The organism is Micrococcus sp. KRD096 (assembly GCF_017168495.1).
GTDB classification, from domain to species: domain Bacteria; phylum Actinomycetota; class Actinomycetes; order Actinomycetales; family Micrococcaceae; genus Micrococcus; species Micrococcus luteus.
The window spans coordinates 6,007-22,563 of the sequence record NZ_JABFAY010000004.1; the positions used below are offsets into that span (position 1 = coordinate 6,007).

Below are 16,557 nucleotides of genomic sequence, written 5' to 3' on the forward strand. Positions count from 1 at the left end.
TCCCATCACGGTGGCCAGCACCACCACCCAAACGGGCAAACCAGCTGGCCACCAGTGGGCAGTTCTGATGGCCACCAGCGGGAAGAAACACTGGCCGCCTATGGGCAGAACTCAATGGCCCTTGACACGCCCCGGCCTCGAGGACGCCTCGGGAGTGCCCGGGCAGCGAACTCCGGCCTTCTCGCTCCCAGCCGTCGATCACCCACCGGGAGTCTGCCCGCGGACGAGCCCCCTGGCGGGCCGGCCCTGAGCCCAGCACGTACTCCGCCTCCGTCTCCAGGACCGCTCGGATGCTCGGGTGCGCTGCCAGCACGTCCTCTCCGTCGGGCTCCTCTGCCAGTACCTCGCGGCCGCCACCGTGCCGACCAGGGCCGCGTGATCGCGTCGTTCCTCGGCCGGGTCCATGTGAGGTCGAGGCCGGCGAGGGCCTGCACGAGCTGACCAACGGAGACCGCTGGACGAGACTCGGCGCCGGGCCGCCCACTGGTGACGGTGAAGAGGCTGCGGGACGTGCCCCGCGACCCGGGTCACGATCATGTCGGAGCCAGGACGCGAGCCCTGTGGCTCGCGGGCTGAGGATCATCCCCCGTTCCAGGCCGAGGCGGCGTCCGCGCGGGCCGGCCACCCGCGCGTGCCCACGCGACGTCGTCGGCCGATCCACACCGGGAGGACGGTGTGATCGAGATCTGCGCCCGGTCCACGCCCCCGCCACCGTCCAGACCCCCGTGCCGTCGTCGTCAGCGCCGGTGGCGCTGCGTGATCGACCCGAGGTCAGTGGGCGAACTTGCCCCGAGAGAACTCGTAGACCCACCCGAAGGTGAAGTAGGCGCCCGCGATGACGCCGATGATGAAGACCCACCAGCCGACGGCCAGACCGGTCACGATGATCGCGCAGGCCAGGCCGAGGCCCAGCGGCCACCAGCTCCAGGGAGCGAAGGTGCCGTAGGTGCCGGCGTAGTCGACGATCTGGCCGTCCTCGTCATCGGCGGGCCCGACGCCGTACTTGCGCTCGGCGGCGTTCAGGTACCAGGCGATCATCCAGGACATCCCGGCCAGGGCGTAGAGGGCCGGGATGCCCGCCCACTCGGTCCACTCGTTCCAGAATCCGTAGAGGGTTCCGGCACCCACGAAGAAGAGGCCGATCACCCAGAAGATATTCGCTGCGACCTTCACTGGGCCACCTTCTCTCCGAAGGCCTCAGTGGTGTGCTGAGGCGAGTGCGGGAAGAGCTCCGGGTGGTGCAGGTCCAGCGCCGGACGCTCCGAGCGGATGCGCGGCAGCGAGTGGAAGTTGTGCCGCGGAGGCGGGCACGAGGTGGCCCACTCGAGCGAGCCGCCGAAGCCCCACGGATCATCCACGGTGACCTTCTTGCCATAGCGCGAGGTGATGTAGACGTTCCAGAAGAACGGGATCAGCGACGCGCCGAGAACGAAGGAGAAGACCGAAGAGAACGCGTTCATGGCGGTAAAGGTGTCCTCCACCATGTAGTCCGCATAGCGGCGGGGCATGCCGATGACGCCGAGCCAGTGCTGGATCAGGAACGTGCCGTGGAAGCCCACGAACAGCAGCCAGAACTGGATCTTGCCGAGACGCTCGTTCAGCATCTTGCCGGTGAACTTGGGCCACCAGAAGAAGAAGCCGGCGAACATCGCGAACACCACGGTGCCGAAGATGACGTAGTGGAAGTGCGCCACGACGAAGTAGGTGTCGGACACCTGGAAGTCCAGGGGCGGCGACGCCAGGATGACGCCGGTCAGGCCACCGAACAGGAAGGTGACCATGAAGCCGAGCGTCCACAGCATCGGGGTCTCGAAGGTGATCGAACCGCGCCACATGGTGCCGATCCAGTTCACGAACTTCACGCCGGTCGGGACCGCGATGAGCATGGTCATCACGGAGAAGAACGGCAGGAGCACGGCGCCGGTCACGTACATGTGGTGCGCCCACACCGTCACGGAGAGCGCGGCGATCGCCGTCGTCGCGAACACGATGGACTTGTAGCCGAAGATCGGCTTGCGGGAGAACACCGGGATGATCTCCGACACGACGCCGAAGAACGGCAGGGCGATGATGTACACCTCGGGGTGGCCGAAGAACCAGAAGAGGTGCTGCCACAGGATGGCGCCGCCGTTCTCCGGGTTGAAGATGTGGCCGCCGAAGCGACGGTCCAGGCCCAGCGCGAAGAGCGCGGAGGCAAACGGCGGGAACGCCATCATGATCAGGATGCCGGTGATGAGCGTGTTCCAGGTGAAGATCGGCATGCGCCACATCGTCATGCCAGGAGCACGCATCGTCAGGATCGTGGTGATGAAGTTGACGCCGCCCATGATCGTGCCGAAGCCCTGGAGGACCAGACCGAACACCCAGAGGTCACCGCCGACGCCCGGCGAGTACGTGGTGTTGGAGAGCGGGGCGTAGGCGAACCAGCCGAACGAGGCCGCACCCTGCGGGGTGAGGAAGCCCGCGGTCGCGATGAGCGAGCCGAACAGGAAGAACCAGAACGCCAGGGCGTTCAGACGCGGGAAGGACACGTCCGGAGCGCCGATCTGCAGCGGCACCAGCACGTTGGCGAAGCCCACGAAGAGCGGGGTCGCGAACATGAGCAGCATGAGCGTGCCGTGCATGGTGAACAGCTGGTTGTACTGCTCCTTCGTCTGCAGGATCTGCATGCCGGGCTCGAAGAGCTCCGCGCGGATCATGAGGGCCATGACGCCGCCGATGCAGAAGAAGATGAAGGACGTGATCAGGTACATGTACCCGAGCACCTTGTGGTCGGTCGTCGTCAGCCAGCTGACGACGATCTTGCCCAGCGAACGGGGCACCACACGAGGCTGCGCCTGTGAGCGCACCTCATCCGTTGCGTACTCGTAAGTGGTCATCAGTGGCTACCTCCACCGCGGGGGGTCTGGAGATCGCGCTCCATCGTCCCGGCGCCGTCAGGGTTGTTGTTGGGGTTGCGGCTGTACTCTTCGCCCACCTGACCCGGCTCCATCTCCTCGAGGCGCTGGACGAACTCCGCCTCGTCGACGACCTCCACGTTGAAGAGCATCTCGGAGTGGAACTCGCCGCACAGCTCGGCGCACTTGCCGTCGTAGCTGCCCAGCTCCTGGGGGGTCAGGTACAGGTGGTTGGTCTTGCCGGGCACCATGTCGCGCTTCTGGAGGAACTGCGGGATCCAGAAGGAGTGGGCCACGTCACGGGACTTCAGCTCGAAGTGCACCGGCACGTCGTTCGGCAGGTACAGGACCGGAAGGGTGTCACGCACGCCCTCGGTGCCGTCCAGCTGGGCCTGGATGCCGGAGTAGTGGGCCTCGATGACCTCGCCGTTCTCCTGCTCGTAGGAGTAGTTGAAGTCCCAGGACCACTGCTTGCCGTACACGGTGACGGTCAGCGGCGAGTCGTCCACGGGGCGGTCGACCTCGGTCTGGACGCGGTCGGTGAAGCCCCAGAGCGTGAAGACCATCAGGATCGGGATGGCCGTGAACATGGTCTCGAGCGGCACGTTGTAGGCCGTCTGCTTCGGGAAGCCCTGGTCGTTCTTGCGACGGCGGTAGGCCACCATGCACCAGATCATGGCGCCCCAGGCCAGCAGGCCGACGGCCATGGCCGCGATCCAGGAGTTCACCCACAGGTCGGTGAGCTGGGCGTTGTGGTTGGTGGTCTCCCGGGTGCCGGGGTACCAGCCGCGCTGGACCTCTGCCGAACAGCCGGTCAGCACCAGGAGCGCCGTGGTGCCCACGGCACCGGCGGTCAAGCGGCGGCGAGTCCGACGTCCGGCGTCATTCTGTGCTCTCACAGACGGCCTTCCTCTTCATCTCGTGTGCGAGGGGCGTCCCCGCTCCCCCGACGATTCGGCGACTTCTCGCAGCGTCCTCGCAGGGAGCACGGGTATGCCCTGATGATTCAGAGCCAGTCTAAGCCGAAACACGCGGATTCACCGCACCGTGACACGGGCGCCTCGTGTCTGGGAGTCGGGTCCGAGCATCCTGGGCACGGTGCCCGGGCACGACGACGGCGGGCCGGCCGAGGCCGACCCGCCGGTTCGCGGTCCGAGGCGCTCCGGGCGCCCGCAGATCAGTGGAAGGAGTCGCCGCAGGCGCACGAGCCGCCCGCGTTGGGGTTGTCGATCGTGAAGCCCTGCTTCGAGATGGTGTCCTCGAAGTCGATGGTCGCGCCCATGAGATAGGGCACGCTCATCTTGTCGACGATCACCTCGACCCCGTCGTAGTCACGGACGGTGTCGCCGTCGAGGACGCGCTCGTCGAAGTAGAGCTGGTAGATCAGGCCCGAGCAGCCGCCCGGCTGCACGGCGACGCGCAGCCGCAGGTCCGTGCGGCCCTCCTGCTCGAGCAGCGAGCGCACCTTGCCGGCCGCCACGTCGGTCAGCTCGACCTCGTGCGGGGGCAGGGCCTCGGCGTCCTGGGTCGCGCCGATCTCGACGCCGGTCTCCTCTGCGGACAGAGCCATCGTGACCTCCTCAGATCATGGGGCGCGGACGGGGCCGTCACGCGCATGTGGTCTCCCGGGCAACACTAGCCGCCCACGGAGCATTCCCGGCCCGCCGCACCGACGGGCCGGGCGGCGCTCACGCGGAGAGCCGCGCGAGCCAGAGCGCCTCGGCCACGACGGCCCGCTTGAAGTCGTCGATGTGCAGCGACTCGTTGGCCGAGTGCGCCCGCGTGTCCGGGTCCTCCACGCCCGTGATGAGGAGGGTGGCCTCCGGGAAGACCTCGGCGAGGTCCGCGGTGAACGGGATGGAGCCGCCCATGCCGATCGCCCGGGGCTCGACGCCCCAGGCGTCCTCCAGGGCGGCCATCATCGCGGCCGCGGCGGGGGCCGAGGTGTCCGTCGTGAACGGCTGACCGAACTCCCCCGCGGTGACCGTGATCTCCGCGCCGAGCACCGCCGCGGACTGCGCCTCCAGGTGGGTGCGCAGCGCCTCGAAGGCCTCCGCGGGCTCCATGCCGGGGCCCAGGCGCAGCGAGAACTTCGCGCGCGCCGCGGGCTGGATCGTGTTCGAGGACTCCGCGACCGAGGGCGCGTCGATCCCGATGATGCTCAGCGCGGGAGCGTTCCACAGCCGGTCCGCGACCGGGCCGCGGCCGGCCAGGGTCACCCCGTCCAGCACGCCCGCGTCCGCACGGAAGACGTCCTCGGGGTAGTCCAGGCCCGCGGTCTGCCGCGGCTCGAGGCCGGGCACGGCGACCGCGCCGTCCGCGTCGTGGAGCGTGGCGATCAGCCGCGAGAGCAGGACGACGGCGTCCAGGACCGGCCCGCCGAACATGCCGGAGTGCACGGCGTGGTCGAGCACCCGGACGGTCACCGTGCCGTCCACCAGCCCGCGCAGGGAGGTGGTCAGCGCTGGCTCCCCCACGGCCCAGTTGGACGAGTCCGCGACCACGATCGCGTCGGCGTCCAGGCGCGCCCGGTGCTTCTCCAGGAAGGTGCGGAAGGTGGGCGAGCCGGCCTCCTCCTCGCCCTCGATGAAGACGCGGACGCCGACGCCGGCGTCCGGCAGGACGTCCCGCAGGGCGGCGAGGGCGGCGAGGTGGACCATGATGCCGGCCTTGTCGTCGGCGGCGCCGCGGCCGTACAGCCGCCCGCCGCGCTCGGTGGCCACGAGCGGCGGGGTGTCCCAGAGGTCCTCGTCCCCGATCGGCTGCACGTCATGATGGGCATACAACAAGACAGTCGGCTTGTCAGAGGCGCCGGGCTTCTCACCGATCACCGCCGGCCCGCCGGGCCGGCCGTCGTCGCGGGTCTCGGTCACGATCTCCACCTCCTGCAGGCCCGCCTCGCGCAGCAGGCCCGCGACGGCCTCCGCGGACCGCTCGAGCTGGGCGCGGTCCGCGGAGTCCCAGGCGATGCCCGGGATCGCCACGAGGTCGGTGAGGGTCTGGAGGGTCGTCGGGAAACGGGCCTCGACGGCCTCACGGACGGCGGAGACGAGGGCCGCGTCCTGCGGCGCACGGGAGGTGATGTCAGTCATGACGGCCAGCGTAGACGGCGGCCGGGCCGAGGGCCGCGCCTCCGGCCGGGCCGGACGCGCCCCACCACTAGACTGGACGGGTGTTCAAGCGAGACAAGACCCCCGAGACCGCGCCCGCCCCCTCGACTCACGGCTCCTCGGCTGCTCCCGCCGAGGGCGCCGTGTCCGGGGCCGCGCCGCGCGACCGCTCGCAGGGCAAGAAGGGCCCGACTCCGCGGCGCCGCGACCAGGAGGCCGCGCGCCGTCGCACCCTGGTCCCCGAAGATCGCAAGGCGGCTCGCAAGGCCGAGCGTCAGGCGATGGCCCAGGAGCGGATGCGCCAGCGCGCCGCGCTGGAGACCGGGGACGAGCGCGGTCTCCCGGCACGCGACAAGGGGCCGCAGAAGCGCTGGGTCCGTGACTACGTGGACGCGCGGACCGGGATCGGCGAGTGGCTCATGCCCGTCGTCTTCGCCTACGTCCTGCTCATGTTCATCCCCGGTCGCGAGGCGCAGCTGATCCTGATGATCAGCCTGTACGTCCTCGTGGCCCTCGTGCTCATCGAGAGCTTCCTGGTCAGCCGGCACATCAAGAAGGGCCTCACGGAGCGCTTCGGCACGCCGGAGTCCGGGACCGGCTTCTACGGCATCATGCGGGCCCTGCAGTTCCGCCGCCTGCGTCTGCCCAAGCCCCAGGTCAAGCGGGGCGAGTACCCCGCCTGAGACGACACCGCGCCACGGCCCGGACCCCGGTGGGTCCGGGCCGTCGCGTCCCCGGCGAGCAGACCGTCAGCCCCGCAGGGACCGGGCCAGCCCGGCGGTGATCCGGCCGGACCAGAACGGGCCCTCGTACAGGAACGCCGTGTATCCCTGGACGAGGTCCGCGCCCGCGTCGAGCCGGGCCTGGACGTCGTCGGCGTCCGTCACCCCGCCCACGCTGACGACGGCGGTGCCCGTCGGCAGCGCCGCCCGCAGGACCTCCAGCACCCGCATCGACCGCTCCTGCAGCGGGGCGCCGGACAGGCCGCCCGCGCCCAGGGCGTCCACGTCGGCACGCGGGGTGCGCAGACCCTCCCGGGAGACGGTCGTGTTGGTCGCGATGACGCCGTCCAGCCCGAGGCGCTCGGCGAGCGCCCCGACGGCGCGCACGTCGTCGTCCGCCAGGTCCGGGGCGATCTTCACGGTCAGCGGCACGCGACGGCCCGGGACCGCACGGTCGGCCTCCTCGCGCACCGCCGTGAGGATCGGCTCCAGCGCGTCGATCTCCTGCAGCTGGCGCAGCCCCGGCGTGTTCGGTGAGGACACGTTGACCGTCAGGTAGTCGGCGTGGGGCGCGAGCAGGCGGGTCGAGGCCCGGTAGTCGTCCGCCGCGTCCTCGAGCGGGACCACCTTGGTCTTGCCGATGTTCACGCCCAGGACCGGCCGGGCCGGGCCGAAGCGGCGCTCCAGCGTCTGCCGGGTCCGCGCCAGGCGGGGGGCGACGGCCGCCGCGCCGTCGTTGTTGAAGCCCATGCGGTTGACCAGCGCCCGGTCGTCCACGAGACGGAACAGTCGGGGCTGCGGGTTGCCGGGCTGCGGCTGCGCCGTGATCGTGCCGACCTCGATGTGGCCGAACCCGAGGTCGGCCAGGGCGGCGGTCCCCCGGCCGTCCTTGTCGAACCCCGCGGCCAGGCCGAAGGGCGTCGGGAACCGCAGGCCCATGACCGTGCGCGCGAGCATCGGGTCCGGGCGGAAGGCGGCGCGCAGGGCGGCGGACGCCCCGGTGCGCTCGGCCAGCCGGATCGCGTCGAAGCCCCGATGATGCGCCCGCTCCGCGTCCATGCCGCCGAACACGGCACGGAAGAAGGGCGGGTACAGGCGAGGCGCGCGGGAGGTCAGGATGCCGTCGACGGCGGACTTGGGATCAGGCAGCTGCATGCCCCCATCCTCGCACGGGCCTCCCGCCCGCCCGGGGTCCTCCTACAGGACCCCTCCGCCCCGCACGCCGCACCCGCCGGCGGACCGACGGAGGAGGACACCCGCCCGTTCCTCGACGATCCGCCGGGCCTGGGCTGGGTCCCGGACGGGCTGCCGGGCTTCGAACGATGCACGCTCGGCCTCGACACCGATGAACAAGGACAGAACCTTGTCACAGTGGTGCGTCCGCGCACCGACGCCGCCCGTGACCCGGCCCGGCGACCCATCCTCTCGGTGCACGGCTGGAGCGACTACTTCTACAACGCCCCGCTCGCCCGCGCGTTCGAGGCCGCCGGCTACGCCTTCCACGCCGTCGACCTCCGCCACTACGGCCGCTCGCTGCGCACGGGACAGACGCCCGGCTGGACGGACGACCTGGCCCGCTACGACGCGGACCTCGAGGCCGCGTTCGAGACCATCGCCCAGGACCACCCGCTGCCGCCCATCCTCATGGGACACTCCACCGGCGGGCTGATCGCCGCGCTGTGGGCGGACCGGAATCCCGGCCGCCTCGCCGCGCTCGTGCTCAACAGCCCGTGGCTGGAGATGCAGGGCAGCGCGGGGGTGCGCCTGCTGGCGAAGTCCATCGTGGGGCCCGTCTCCGCCATGAAGCCCTACGCCATGCTCACACTGCCGCGCATCGACCACTACTGGCGCACCCTCTCGGACCAGGCCGAGGGCGAATGGGACCTGCACCCGCTCTGGCGTCCCCCGCACGCGTTCGAGGTGCCGGCCGCCTGGCTGAGTGCGGTCCTCTCGGGGCACCGGGCCGTGGCCGGGCGGCTCGACGTCACCGTGCCGATCCTCGTGCTCGTCTCCGCGCGCGGGCATCGGGGCACGTCCTACGCCGAGGCGATGCTGACCTCGGACATCGTCCTGGACCCCGACGCCATGGCCCGCCGCTCCCTGCGGCTCGGCGACCGGGTGACCGTCCACCGGCTCCCCGACGCGCTGCACGACGTGTTCGCCTCCCCCGCGTCGGTGCGCGAGGCGGCCGGTGCCGCGACGCTCACGTGGCTGGGGGCCTACGCGCCGCCGTCGGCGTCCGAGGCCGAGTCCGGCGCGCCGGACGACGGCGCCGGCTGAGGGGTGTCCACGGCGCCGCCGTAGCGGCGGTCCCGTCGGGCGTAGGTCTCGACGGCGGCCCACAGGGTCCGCCGGTCGACGTCCGGCCACAGCACGTCCAGGAACAGCAGCTCCGCGTAGGCGGACTGCCACAGCAGATAGTTGGACAGGCGCTGCTCCCCCGAGGTCCGCAGGAACAGGTCCACGTCCGGGACGACGTCGACGTCCTGACCCGTGCGGAAGCCGCGGTCGAGGTAGCGGGTGATGACGTCCTCGCTGATCTCCCCCGGCCGCATCCGGCCGGCCCGGACCTCTTCGGCGATCGCCTGGACGCCGTCCAGGATCTCGGCCCGGCTGCCGTAGTTCACGCACATGTGCAGGGTGGTGCCGGTGTTGTGGCGAGTGAGCTCCTCGGCCTCCTGCAGCTCCCGGATCACGGGGGTCCAGAGGCGCGGGGCCCGCCCGTTCCACCGGATCCGCACGTTCCACGAGTGCAGGGTGTCCCGCTGCCGGCGCAGCACGTCCCGGGAGAAGCCCATGAGGAAGCGCACCTCCTCCGCCGAGCGCCGCCAGTTCTCCGTGGAGAACGCATACGCGGACACGTGGCCGATCCCCAGCTCCACCGCCCCGGCGACGACGTCCAGCAGCGCCGCCTCGCCGGCCCGATGGCCCTCGGTGCGGGGCAGGCCGCGCTGGTTGGCCCACCGTCCGTTGCCGTCCATCACGATCGCCACGTGCCGGGGCACGAAACGCGGGTCGATCCGCGGGGCGACCGCACCCGAGGGGTGCGGCGGTGGGGGCTGCGGGGCTCGGTGCTCGGTCGGCGCTCATGGTCTCCTCTCGACGCGCGGGGCGGGGAGGCCGAGGTCCTGGTCCAGGACGGACAGGGACACCAGGCGCCGCTCGGCGTGGAACTGCAGGTACGCCGCCACGATACCGGCCGCCTCGCGGCGGGCGGGGGCCCCGGAGGCGTCCGCGGTGGCCCAGCCCCCCGCCGCGAGGGCCGAGAGCAGGTCGAAGGTCTCCGGGGCCGGGTGAGCGGCACCGGGTGGCCTGCACTCGGGGCAGACGGCCCCGCCGAGGCCCACGTGCAGCGCCGTGTGCGGGCCAGGGGCGCCGCAGCGGGCGCACCGGTCGAAGGTCGGGGCCCAGCCGGCCTGGGCGAGCGCCCGCAGCAGGAACGAGTGCAGGATCAGGCGCGGGTCGTGCGCGCCGCGGGCCAGCGCGGCCAGCGCGCCGTGGAACAGGCGGTACTGGGCGCGCCGGCCGTCGTCGTCGACCGCGGGGACCCGCTCGACGGCCTCGGCGAGGGCGCCGGCGACGGTGTAGGCGTCGTAGTCGGCGGCCAGCATCGTCGCGTACGGGTGCAGCAGCTGGGCCTGGCTCACGGTGTGCAGCTCGCCCCGTCCGCGCGCGAGCTGGAGCGTGGAGTGCATGAACGGCTCCACCACCGAGCCCAGCCGGGAGGATGTCTTGCGCACCCCCGTGGCCACGGCCCGGACCAGGCCGTGCTCGGGGGTGAGCGCCTCGACGATGCGATCGGCCTCCCCCAGGCGGTGGGTACGCAGCACGATGGCCTCGGTGCGGAACGAGTTCGCCGCGTAGCCGCCGTGCCGCGCACCCCGCCGGGAGGAGCCGGAGCCGCTCACGCGCGCAGGGCGCGGTTCACCGCGGACACCACGGCCTTCAGCGAGGCGGTGGTGGTGTTGTGGTCCAGGCCGACGCCCCAGAGGACACGGTCGCCCACGGCCGCCTCCACGTAGGCGGCGGCCATGGCGGCACCGCCCTCGGACAGCGCGTGCTCGGAGTAGTCGAGCACACGGACGTCCACGCCCTCCTCGCCGAGGATGCGCAGGAACGCGTCGATCGGGCCGTTGCCCTGCGCCGTGCGGGTCTGCGTGACGCCGTCGACCTCGAGCTCGGCCTCCATCCGGAACGCGCCGTCCTCACCGGAGGCCGAGGAGACCGAGCGGAGCCGGTAGCGGCCCCACTGCGCCTCCGCCGCGTCGGCGGGCAGGTACTCGTCCTGGAACACGCGCCACAGGTCGGCGCCGGAGACCTCGCCGCCCTGGGAGTCGGCCAGATCCTGGATGACGTGGGAGAACTCGATCTGCGCGCGGCGCGGCAGGTCCAGATTGTGCTCGGACTTGAGCAGGTAGGCGACGCCGCCCTTGCCGGACTGCGAGTTCACCCGGATGACGGCCTCATAGGAGCGGCCGATGTCCTTCGGGTCGATGGGCAGGTACGGCACGGCCCACGGGATGCCGTCCACGTCCGTGCCGGCCGCCTTCGCGTCGACCTCCATGGCCTCGAAGCCCTTCTTGATGGCGTCCTGGTGGGAGCCGGAGAAGGCCGTGAAGACGAGGTCACCGCCCCAGGGAGAGCGCTCGGGCACGGCCAGCTGGTTGCAGTACTCGACCGTGCGCTTGATGTGGTCCATGTCGGAGAAGTCGATCATGGGGTCGATGCCCTGCGAGTACAGGTTCATGCCCAGCGTCACCAGGTCGACGTTGCCGGTGCGCTCGCCGTTGCCGAACAGGCATCCCTCGATGCGGTCCGCCCCGGCGAGGTAGCCCAGCTCGGCGGCGGCCACGCCCGTGCCGCGGTCGTTGTGCGGGTGCAAGGAGAGGACGAGCGAGTCGCGGTGCTCCAGGTTGCGGTGCATCCACTCGATCGAGTCGGCGTACACGTTCGGGGTGGACATCTCCACCGTCGCCGGCAGGTTCAGGATCATCTTGCGATCGGTGGAGGCCTCCAGGACCGTGGCCACCTCATCCGAGATGCGCCGGGCGAACTCGAGCTCGGTGCCCGTGTAGGACTCGGGCGAGTACTCGTAGGTGATCTGCGTGCCCTTGAGCTGCTCCTCGAACTTCTTCACCAGGCGCGCGCCGGAGGTCGCGATGTCCACGATCCCGTCCTCGTCCTGCCGGAACACCACGCGGCGCTGCAGCACCGACGTCGAGTTGTACAGGTGCACGATGGCCCGGTCGGCGCCCTCGAGCGCCTCGAAGGTGCGCTCGATCAGGTGCTCACGGGACTGGGTGAGGACCTGGATGGTGACGTCGTCCGGGATGTGGTCGCCCTCGATGAGCTGGCGGACGAAGTCGTAGTCGGTCTGCGAGGCGGACGGGAAGCCGACCTCGATCTCCTTGAAGCCCATGCCGACGAGCAGCTGGAACATGCGCAGCTTGCGCTCGGGGCCCATGGGGTCGATCAGGGCCTGGTTGCCGTCGCGCAGGTCCACGGCGCACCACAGCGGCGCCTTCTCGATGACCTTGTCCGGCCAGGTGCGGTCCGGCAGGGCGACCTCGATCTGGTCCTGGAACGGGACGTACTTGTGGAACTTCATCCCCGACGACTTCTGCAGGTGGGCGCTCATGCGTGTTCTCCCTCGACGTGCGCGCGGCGGGCGCGCGAAAGGTGGATGGTCGGTGGCCGGACCGGGAGGTCAGGGACTCCGCACGGGGTGTCCGGTCCGGTGGGAGGCGTCCTGCCTCCGCATGCGCTCAGGCGGCGTGGATCACGGCCTGGCACGGGGACCCCGTGCGGCCGGGAAGTAGCAGGCGGGCCGTGGCCGGCGCTGTCGTCGCGAGGCGGAGGGACATGCCCCCGACCCTAGCACCGAGGTGGGCCGGGCCACAGGAGGCCGTCCCCGTGTGACGCACGACGACGGCGGCCCGCTCCGGCGCGTGCGCGCCCGGGCCGGGGCCTCCGGCTCAGAAGCCGAGTCGGCCGAGCTGCTTGGGGTCGCGCTGCCACTCCTTGGCGACCTTGACCCGCAGGTCCAGGTGCACCTTGGTGCCGAGCATGCGCTCGATGCCCGCCCGCGCCTGCGCGCCGATCTCACGCAGGCGGGAGCCGCCCTTGCCGATGATGATGCCCTTCTGGCTGTCCCGCTCGACGAAGACGTTCGCCCACACGTCCATCAGGGGCCGATCCGCGGGGCGGTCCTCGCGCAGGGACATCTCCTCGACCACCACGGCCACCGAGTGCGGCAGCTCGTCGCGCACGCCCTCCAGGGCCGCCTCCCGGATGAGCTCGGCGACCATGACCGCCTCCGGCTCGTCCGTGAGCTCACCGTCGGGGTACAGGGGCGGCCCGGCCGGCAGCAGGCCCGCGAAGACGCCCAGGACGTCGTCGACCTGGCGGCCGGCCACCGCCGAGACCGGCACGACGGCCGCGAAGCCCTCCCCGCCGTTCTCGGGCCCGAGGACCTCCTCGCCCAGGGCGGTCACGGCCACGAGCTGCGCCATGAGCTGCTCCGGGCCCACCTTGTCCGTCTTCGTCACCACGGCGACCACCGGGGTGCGGTGCAGGTACGAGAGCTGCTGGGCGATGAACCGGTCGCCGGGACCGATCGCCTCGTCGGCCGGCAGGCACATGCCCACGGCGTCGACCTCGTTGAGCGTCTCCGCCACGAGGTCGTTGAGGCGCTCGCCGAGCAGGGTGCGGGGCCGGTGCAGGCCCGGGGTGTCCACGAGCACGAGCTGGAAGTCCTCGCGGTGGACGATCCCGCGGATGGTGTGGCGCGTGGTCTGCGGCTTGGAGGAGGTGATCGCCACCTTCTCCCCCACCAGCGCGTTGGTGAGCGTGGACTTGCCGGCGTTCGGCCGGCCCACGAGCGAGACGAAGCCGGAACGGAAGCCGTCCGCGGCGCGGGCCGGATCGACGAGATCGGTCATGGGGTCATCCTTGTCAGGCGGGGCGTGGGGTGGGGCGGCCACGGGGTCGGCGGGTGCGGCGCCGTGGGCCCGCTCCTCGCGCCGGCGCAGCCGCACCGGGCGGTCGGGGGTCTCGGAGACGCGCAGGCGCGCGACCCGGTTGCGGCGGGGCTCGAGGGTGTCCGCGACGAGCTCGATCCCCTGGACCACGACGCGCGAGCCCTGGATCGGGACGCGGCCGAGCTCCTTGGCGAGGAGGCCGCCGACCGTGTCGACGTCGTCGTCCTCGTCCTCCTCCGGCAGCTCGAACTCCTCCCGGAAGTCGTGGATGCCCATGCGCGCGTCGACGGAGTAGACGCCGGGCGCGACGAACTCCACCTCGGGGCGGTCCGGCTGGTCGTCCTCGTCGTAGATCTCCCCGACGATCTCCTCGATGAGGTCCTCGAGGGTCACGAGCCCCGCCGTGCCGCCGTACTCGTCCACCACCACGGCCACGTGGGTGGACTCGCGCTGCAGCTCCTGCAGGAGGGTGGCCACGGACTTCGACTCGGGGACGAAGCGGACGTCGCGCATGACCTCGGTGACGGGGGTGTCGGTCGCAGCGCCGTCGTGGTGCAGGGCGCGGGTGACGTCCTTGAGGTGCAGCATGCCCCGGATGTCGTCGGCGTCCTCGCCGATCACCGGGATGCGGGAGTTGCCGGAGCGCAGGAACAGGGCCATGGCCTGCCCGAGCGTGTGGTCGGCGTCGATCGTGACGACGTCGGTGCGCGGCACCATGACGGAGCGGACGATGGTGTCGTTCATGGAGAACACCGACTGGATCAGCTCCGCCTCGGAGTCCGCGAGCACGTCCGCGTCGTGGGCGCGGGCGACGAACTCACGCAGGTGGCGCTCCTGGAAGTCGTCCTCCTCCTCCGGCTCGACCTCGCGACGGCGCCGGTCCCGGTCCAGGCGGGCGGCGAGCGGGCCCAGGGCCCGGCGGAGCACCCACACGAGGCCGCCCAGGCGGCGGGCGACGGCGGCCTCGTTGCGGGAGCCGATCGGCCGCGGGCTCCAGACGCCCAGCAGGGCGGCCACGCCCACGAGCACGACCGCGGCGATCGCCACGGCGAGCCACGTGTCGTCCACCACCGCGTCGGCGGCCGCGGTCAGGCAGACGGCCGACAGGGCCTCGGCCACGAAGCGCCAGACCCGCAGGGCGCCGAGGTGGCTCTCCCGCTCGCGGGCGATCTCCAGGACCTTGGAGCCGGGCCGCTCGCGGACGATGTCCTCCGCGTCCCGCCGGGAGAGGTAGGAGAACGCGGACTCGGCCAGGGACAGCGTCCAGGTCAGGCCGAGGAAGACCAGGAAGAGGGCGAAGAGGACGGCGGGCGTCAGCATGGGAGGTGCCGTCAATCCTCGACGGTGGGGGCCGGGGCGGGCCGGCCGAGGACCTCGGAGACGAGCCGATCCTGGAGCGTGAACATCTCCTCGCGCTCGGCGTCCTCGACGTGGTCGTACCCGAGCAGGTGGAGCATGCCGTGGGTGAGCAGCAGGAGCAGCTCATCGTCACGGGAGTGCCCGCCGCGCGCCGCCTGCTCGGCGGCGACCTCGGGGCAGAGCACGACGTCGCCCAGCACGCCCTCGGCCGGCGCCTCGGGCGAGCCGGGGGTCAGCTCGTCCATGGGCAGGCTCATCACGTCGGTGGGCCCGGGCAGGTCCATCCACTCCTCGTGCAGCTCGGCCATGCGTGCGGCGTCCACGACGGTCACGGCCGTCTCGGCGCGCTCGTGGACGTGCAGGCGCGCGTACACGTGCCGGGCCATGCGCAGCAGCGCGTCCTCGGGGACCTCGATCCCCGACTCGTTCAGGATCTCAACGGCCACGGCGGGCCCCTCCTCGCTTCTGGGACCGCTCCGCGGGGCCGCGGGCGGCGTCGTAGGCGTCCACGATGGCGCTCACCAGCGAGTGCCGGACCACGTCCGAGGAGTCGAAGCGGACCATCTCCAGTCCCTCGATCCCCTCGAGCACCTCGACGGCTTGGGCCAGGCCGGACTGGGTGCCGCGCGGCAGGTCCACCTGCGAGGTGTCGCCCGTGACGACCATGCGCGCACCGAAGCCGAGGCGGGTCAGGAACATCTTCATCTGCTCGCCGGTGGTGTTCTGGGCCTCGTCGAGGATCACGAACGCGTCGTTCAGGGTGCGGCCGCGCATGTACGCCAGCGGGGCGACCTCGATGGTCCCGGCCTCCATCAGCCGCGGGATCGACTCGGGCTCGATCATGTCGTGCAGCGCGTCGTACAGGGGGCGCAGGTACGGGTCGATCTTCTCGGAGAGCCCGCCGGGCAGGAAGCCGAGCCGTTCGCCGGCCTCGACGGCCGGGCGGGTGAGGATGATCCGGTTGACCTCCTTGGCCTGCAGCGCCTGCACCGCCTTGGCCATCGCCAGGTAGGTCTTGCCGGTGCCGGCCGGGCCGATGCCGAAGACGACGGTGGAGCGGTCGATCGCCTCCACGTAGTCCTGCTGGTGCAGGGTCTTCGCGCGGATGCGGCGGCCCCGGCCCGAGAGGATCGAGTCCAGGTGCAGCTGACCCGCGCCGCGCCCGGTGGCGGCGTCGCGGACGTGGTGGACCACCTGGCCCATCACCTCGGGGGTGACGGCCTGGTCGCGGCGGGCGATCGAGCGCAGGTCCTCGACGACGCGCCGCACCGTGGCCACCTCGGCCACCGGCCCGGCCAGGTCCAGCCGCTGGTCGCGGACCGTGACGTCCACGGTGGGGAACACGCCGCCGAGGATCCGCAGCAGGGCGTCCTGCGGTCCGAGCGTGCGGACCATGAGGTCGGCGGACTCGAACGCCACCCCCTCGTGCGCGGTGGCGGAGGAGCCGGCGCCCACCCCGGCGCTCGTGCTCGTCCAGGCCCTCGCCAAG

The 16,557-nt window shown here is 71.7% G+C and carries 13 protein-coding genes and 2 pseudogenes; 2 read left to right on the forward strand and 13 right to left on the reverse strand.

Annotation, left to right across the window (positions count from 1 at the left end):
- Positions 1–771: 771 nt before the first annotated feature.
- From J1M41_RS02295 to J1M41_RS02315, 5 genes are all read right to left on the reverse strand, one after another.
- Complete coding sequence (locus J1M41_RS02295; RefSeq protein WP_206451064.1) at positions 772–1,173, reverse strand: cytochrome c oxidase subunit 4; 402 nt, start codon at positions 1,171–1,173, stop codon at positions 772–774.
- On the reverse strand, positions 1,170–2,879 hold the full coding sequence (gene ctaD, locus J1M41_RS02300; protein WP_206451065.1) for a cytochrome c oxidase subunit I: 1,710 nt from the start codon (positions 2,877–2,879) through the stop codon (positions 1,170–1,172). Before ctaD ends, J1M41_RS02295 begins: the two co-directional genes overlap by 4 nt.
- The gene (coxB, locus tag J1M41_RS02305; protein ID WP_206451115.1) at positions 2,879–3,739 is read right to left on the reverse strand and encodes a cytochrome c oxidase subunit II; all 861 of its coding nucleotides are present in this window, start codon (positions 3,737–3,739) and stop codon (positions 2,879–2,881) included. Before coxB ends, ctaD begins: the two co-directional genes overlap by 1 nt.
- 335 nt (positions 3,740–4,074) lie before the next feature.
- Complete coding sequence (erpA, locus tag J1M41_RS02310) at positions 4,075–4,467, reverse strand: iron-sulfur cluster insertion protein ErpA (RefSeq protein ID WP_069941919.1); 393 nt, start codon at positions 4,465–4,467, stop codon at positions 4,075–4,077.
- 118 nt (positions 4,468–4,585) lie between these two features.
- Positions 4,586–5,989, reverse strand: a complete 1,404-nt coding sequence (locus J1M41_RS02315; protein WP_206451066.1) for a dipeptidase — start codon at positions 5,987–5,989, stop codon at positions 4,586–4,588.
- 80 nt (positions 5,990–6,069) lie between these two features.
- Between J1M41_RS02315 and J1M41_RS02320 the strand changes: the two genes are divergently transcribed.
- Positions 6,070–6,690 carry a DUF3043 domain-containing protein gene (locus J1M41_RS02320; RefSeq protein WP_036384729.1) on the forward strand — a complete coding sequence of 207 codons (621 nt, stop codon included), beginning with the start codon at positions 6,070–6,072 and terminating at the stop codon, positions 6,688–6,690.
- Between the two features lie 66 nt (positions 6,691–6,756).
- On the opposite strand, the gene J1M41_RS02325 is transcribed toward J1M41_RS02320, so the two are convergent.
- Complete coding sequence (locus J1M41_RS02325) at positions 6,757–7,884, reverse strand: quinone-dependent dihydroorotate dehydrogenase (RefSeq protein ID WP_206451067.1); 1,128 nt, start codon at positions 7,882–7,884, stop codon at positions 6,757–6,759.
- A gap of 219 nt (positions 7,885–8,103) precedes the next feature.
- Between J1M41_RS02325 and J1M41_RS02330 the strand changes: the two genes are divergently transcribed.
- Entirely contained in the window at positions 8,104–9,009 is a 906-nt protein-coding gene (locus tag J1M41_RS02330; RefSeq protein WP_342214053.1) for an alpha/beta hydrolase, read from the forward strand.
- Here J1M41_RS02330 and J1M41_RS02335 read toward each other — a convergent pair.
- The 7 genes and pseudogenes from J1M41_RS02335 to J1M41_RS02365 form a co-directional block, all read right to left on the reverse strand.
- A pseudogene (locus J1M41_RS02335) lies at positions 8,949–9,800 on the reverse strand (isoprenyl transferase); the annotation flags it as partial. The gene J1M41_RS02330 and the pseudogene J1M41_RS02335 overlap by 61 nt on opposite strands.
- Positions 9,801–9,815: 15 nt before the next feature.
- On the reverse strand, positions 9,816–10,637 hold the full coding sequence (gene recO, locus J1M41_RS02340; RefSeq protein ID WP_206451068.1) for a DNA repair protein RecO: 822 nt from the start codon (positions 10,635–10,637) through the stop codon (positions 9,816–9,818).
- Positions 10,634–12,367 (reverse strand): 2-isopropylmalate synthase, encoded by a 1,734-nt coding sequence (gene leuA / locus J1M41_RS02345; protein WP_206451069.1) that lies wholly within the window; start codon positions 12,365–12,367, stop codon positions 10,634–10,636. The genes recO and leuA overlap by 4 nt, the downstream gene beginning before the upstream one ends.
- Positions 12,368–12,704: 337 nt before the next feature.
- Entirely contained in the window at positions 12,705–13,670 is a 966-nt protein-coding gene (era, locus tag J1M41_RS02350) for a GTPase Era (RefSeq protein WP_166437570.1), read from the reverse strand.
- A gap of 123 nt (positions 13,671–13,793) precedes the next feature.
- Positions 13,794–15,029: pseudogene (locus J1M41_RS02355) on the reverse strand (hemolysin family protein); the annotation flags it as partial.
- A gap of 11 nt (positions 15,030–15,040) precedes the next feature.
- Positions 15,041–15,514: an rRNA maturation RNase YbeY gene (gene ybeY, locus J1M41_RS02360; RefSeq protein WP_010078622.1), complete on the reverse strand. Its 474-nt coding sequence runs from the start codon at positions 15,512–15,514 to the stop codon at positions 15,041–15,043.
- Positions 15,504–16,523 carry a PhoH family protein gene (locus J1M41_RS02365; RefSeq protein ID WP_206451117.1) on the reverse strand — a complete coding sequence of 340 codons (1,020 nt, stop codon included), beginning with the start codon at positions 16,521–16,523 and terminating at the stop codon, positions 15,504–15,506. Before J1M41_RS02365 ends, ybeY begins: the two co-directional genes overlap by 11 nt.
- Between the last annotated feature and the right edge of the window lie 34 nt (positions 16,524–16,557).

Coding starts and splice junctions, on each gene's coding strand:
- era (WP_166437570.1), bottom strand. CDS start 13,670: ATGACCGATCTCGTCGATCCGGCCCGCGCCGCGGACGGCTTCCGTTCC.
- ctaD (WP_206451065.1), bottom strand. CDS start 2,879: ATGACCACTTACGAGTACGCAACGGATGAGGTGCGCTCACAGGCGCAG.
- J1M41_RS02315 (WP_206451066.1), bottom strand. CDS start 5,989: ATGACTGACATCACCTCCCGTGCGCCGCAGGACGCGGCCCTCGTCTCC.
- erpA (WP_069941919.1), bottom strand. CDS start 4,467: ATGGCTCTGTCCGCAGAGGAGACCGGCGTCGAGATCGGCGCGACCCAG.
- leuA (WP_206451069.1), bottom strand. CDS start 12,367: ATGAGCGCCCACCTGCAGAAGTCGTCGGGGATGAAGTTCCACAAGTAC.
- J1M41_RS02325 (WP_206451067.1), bottom strand. CDS start 7,884: ATGCAGCTGCCTGATCCCAAGTCCGCCGTCGACGGCATCCTGACCTCC.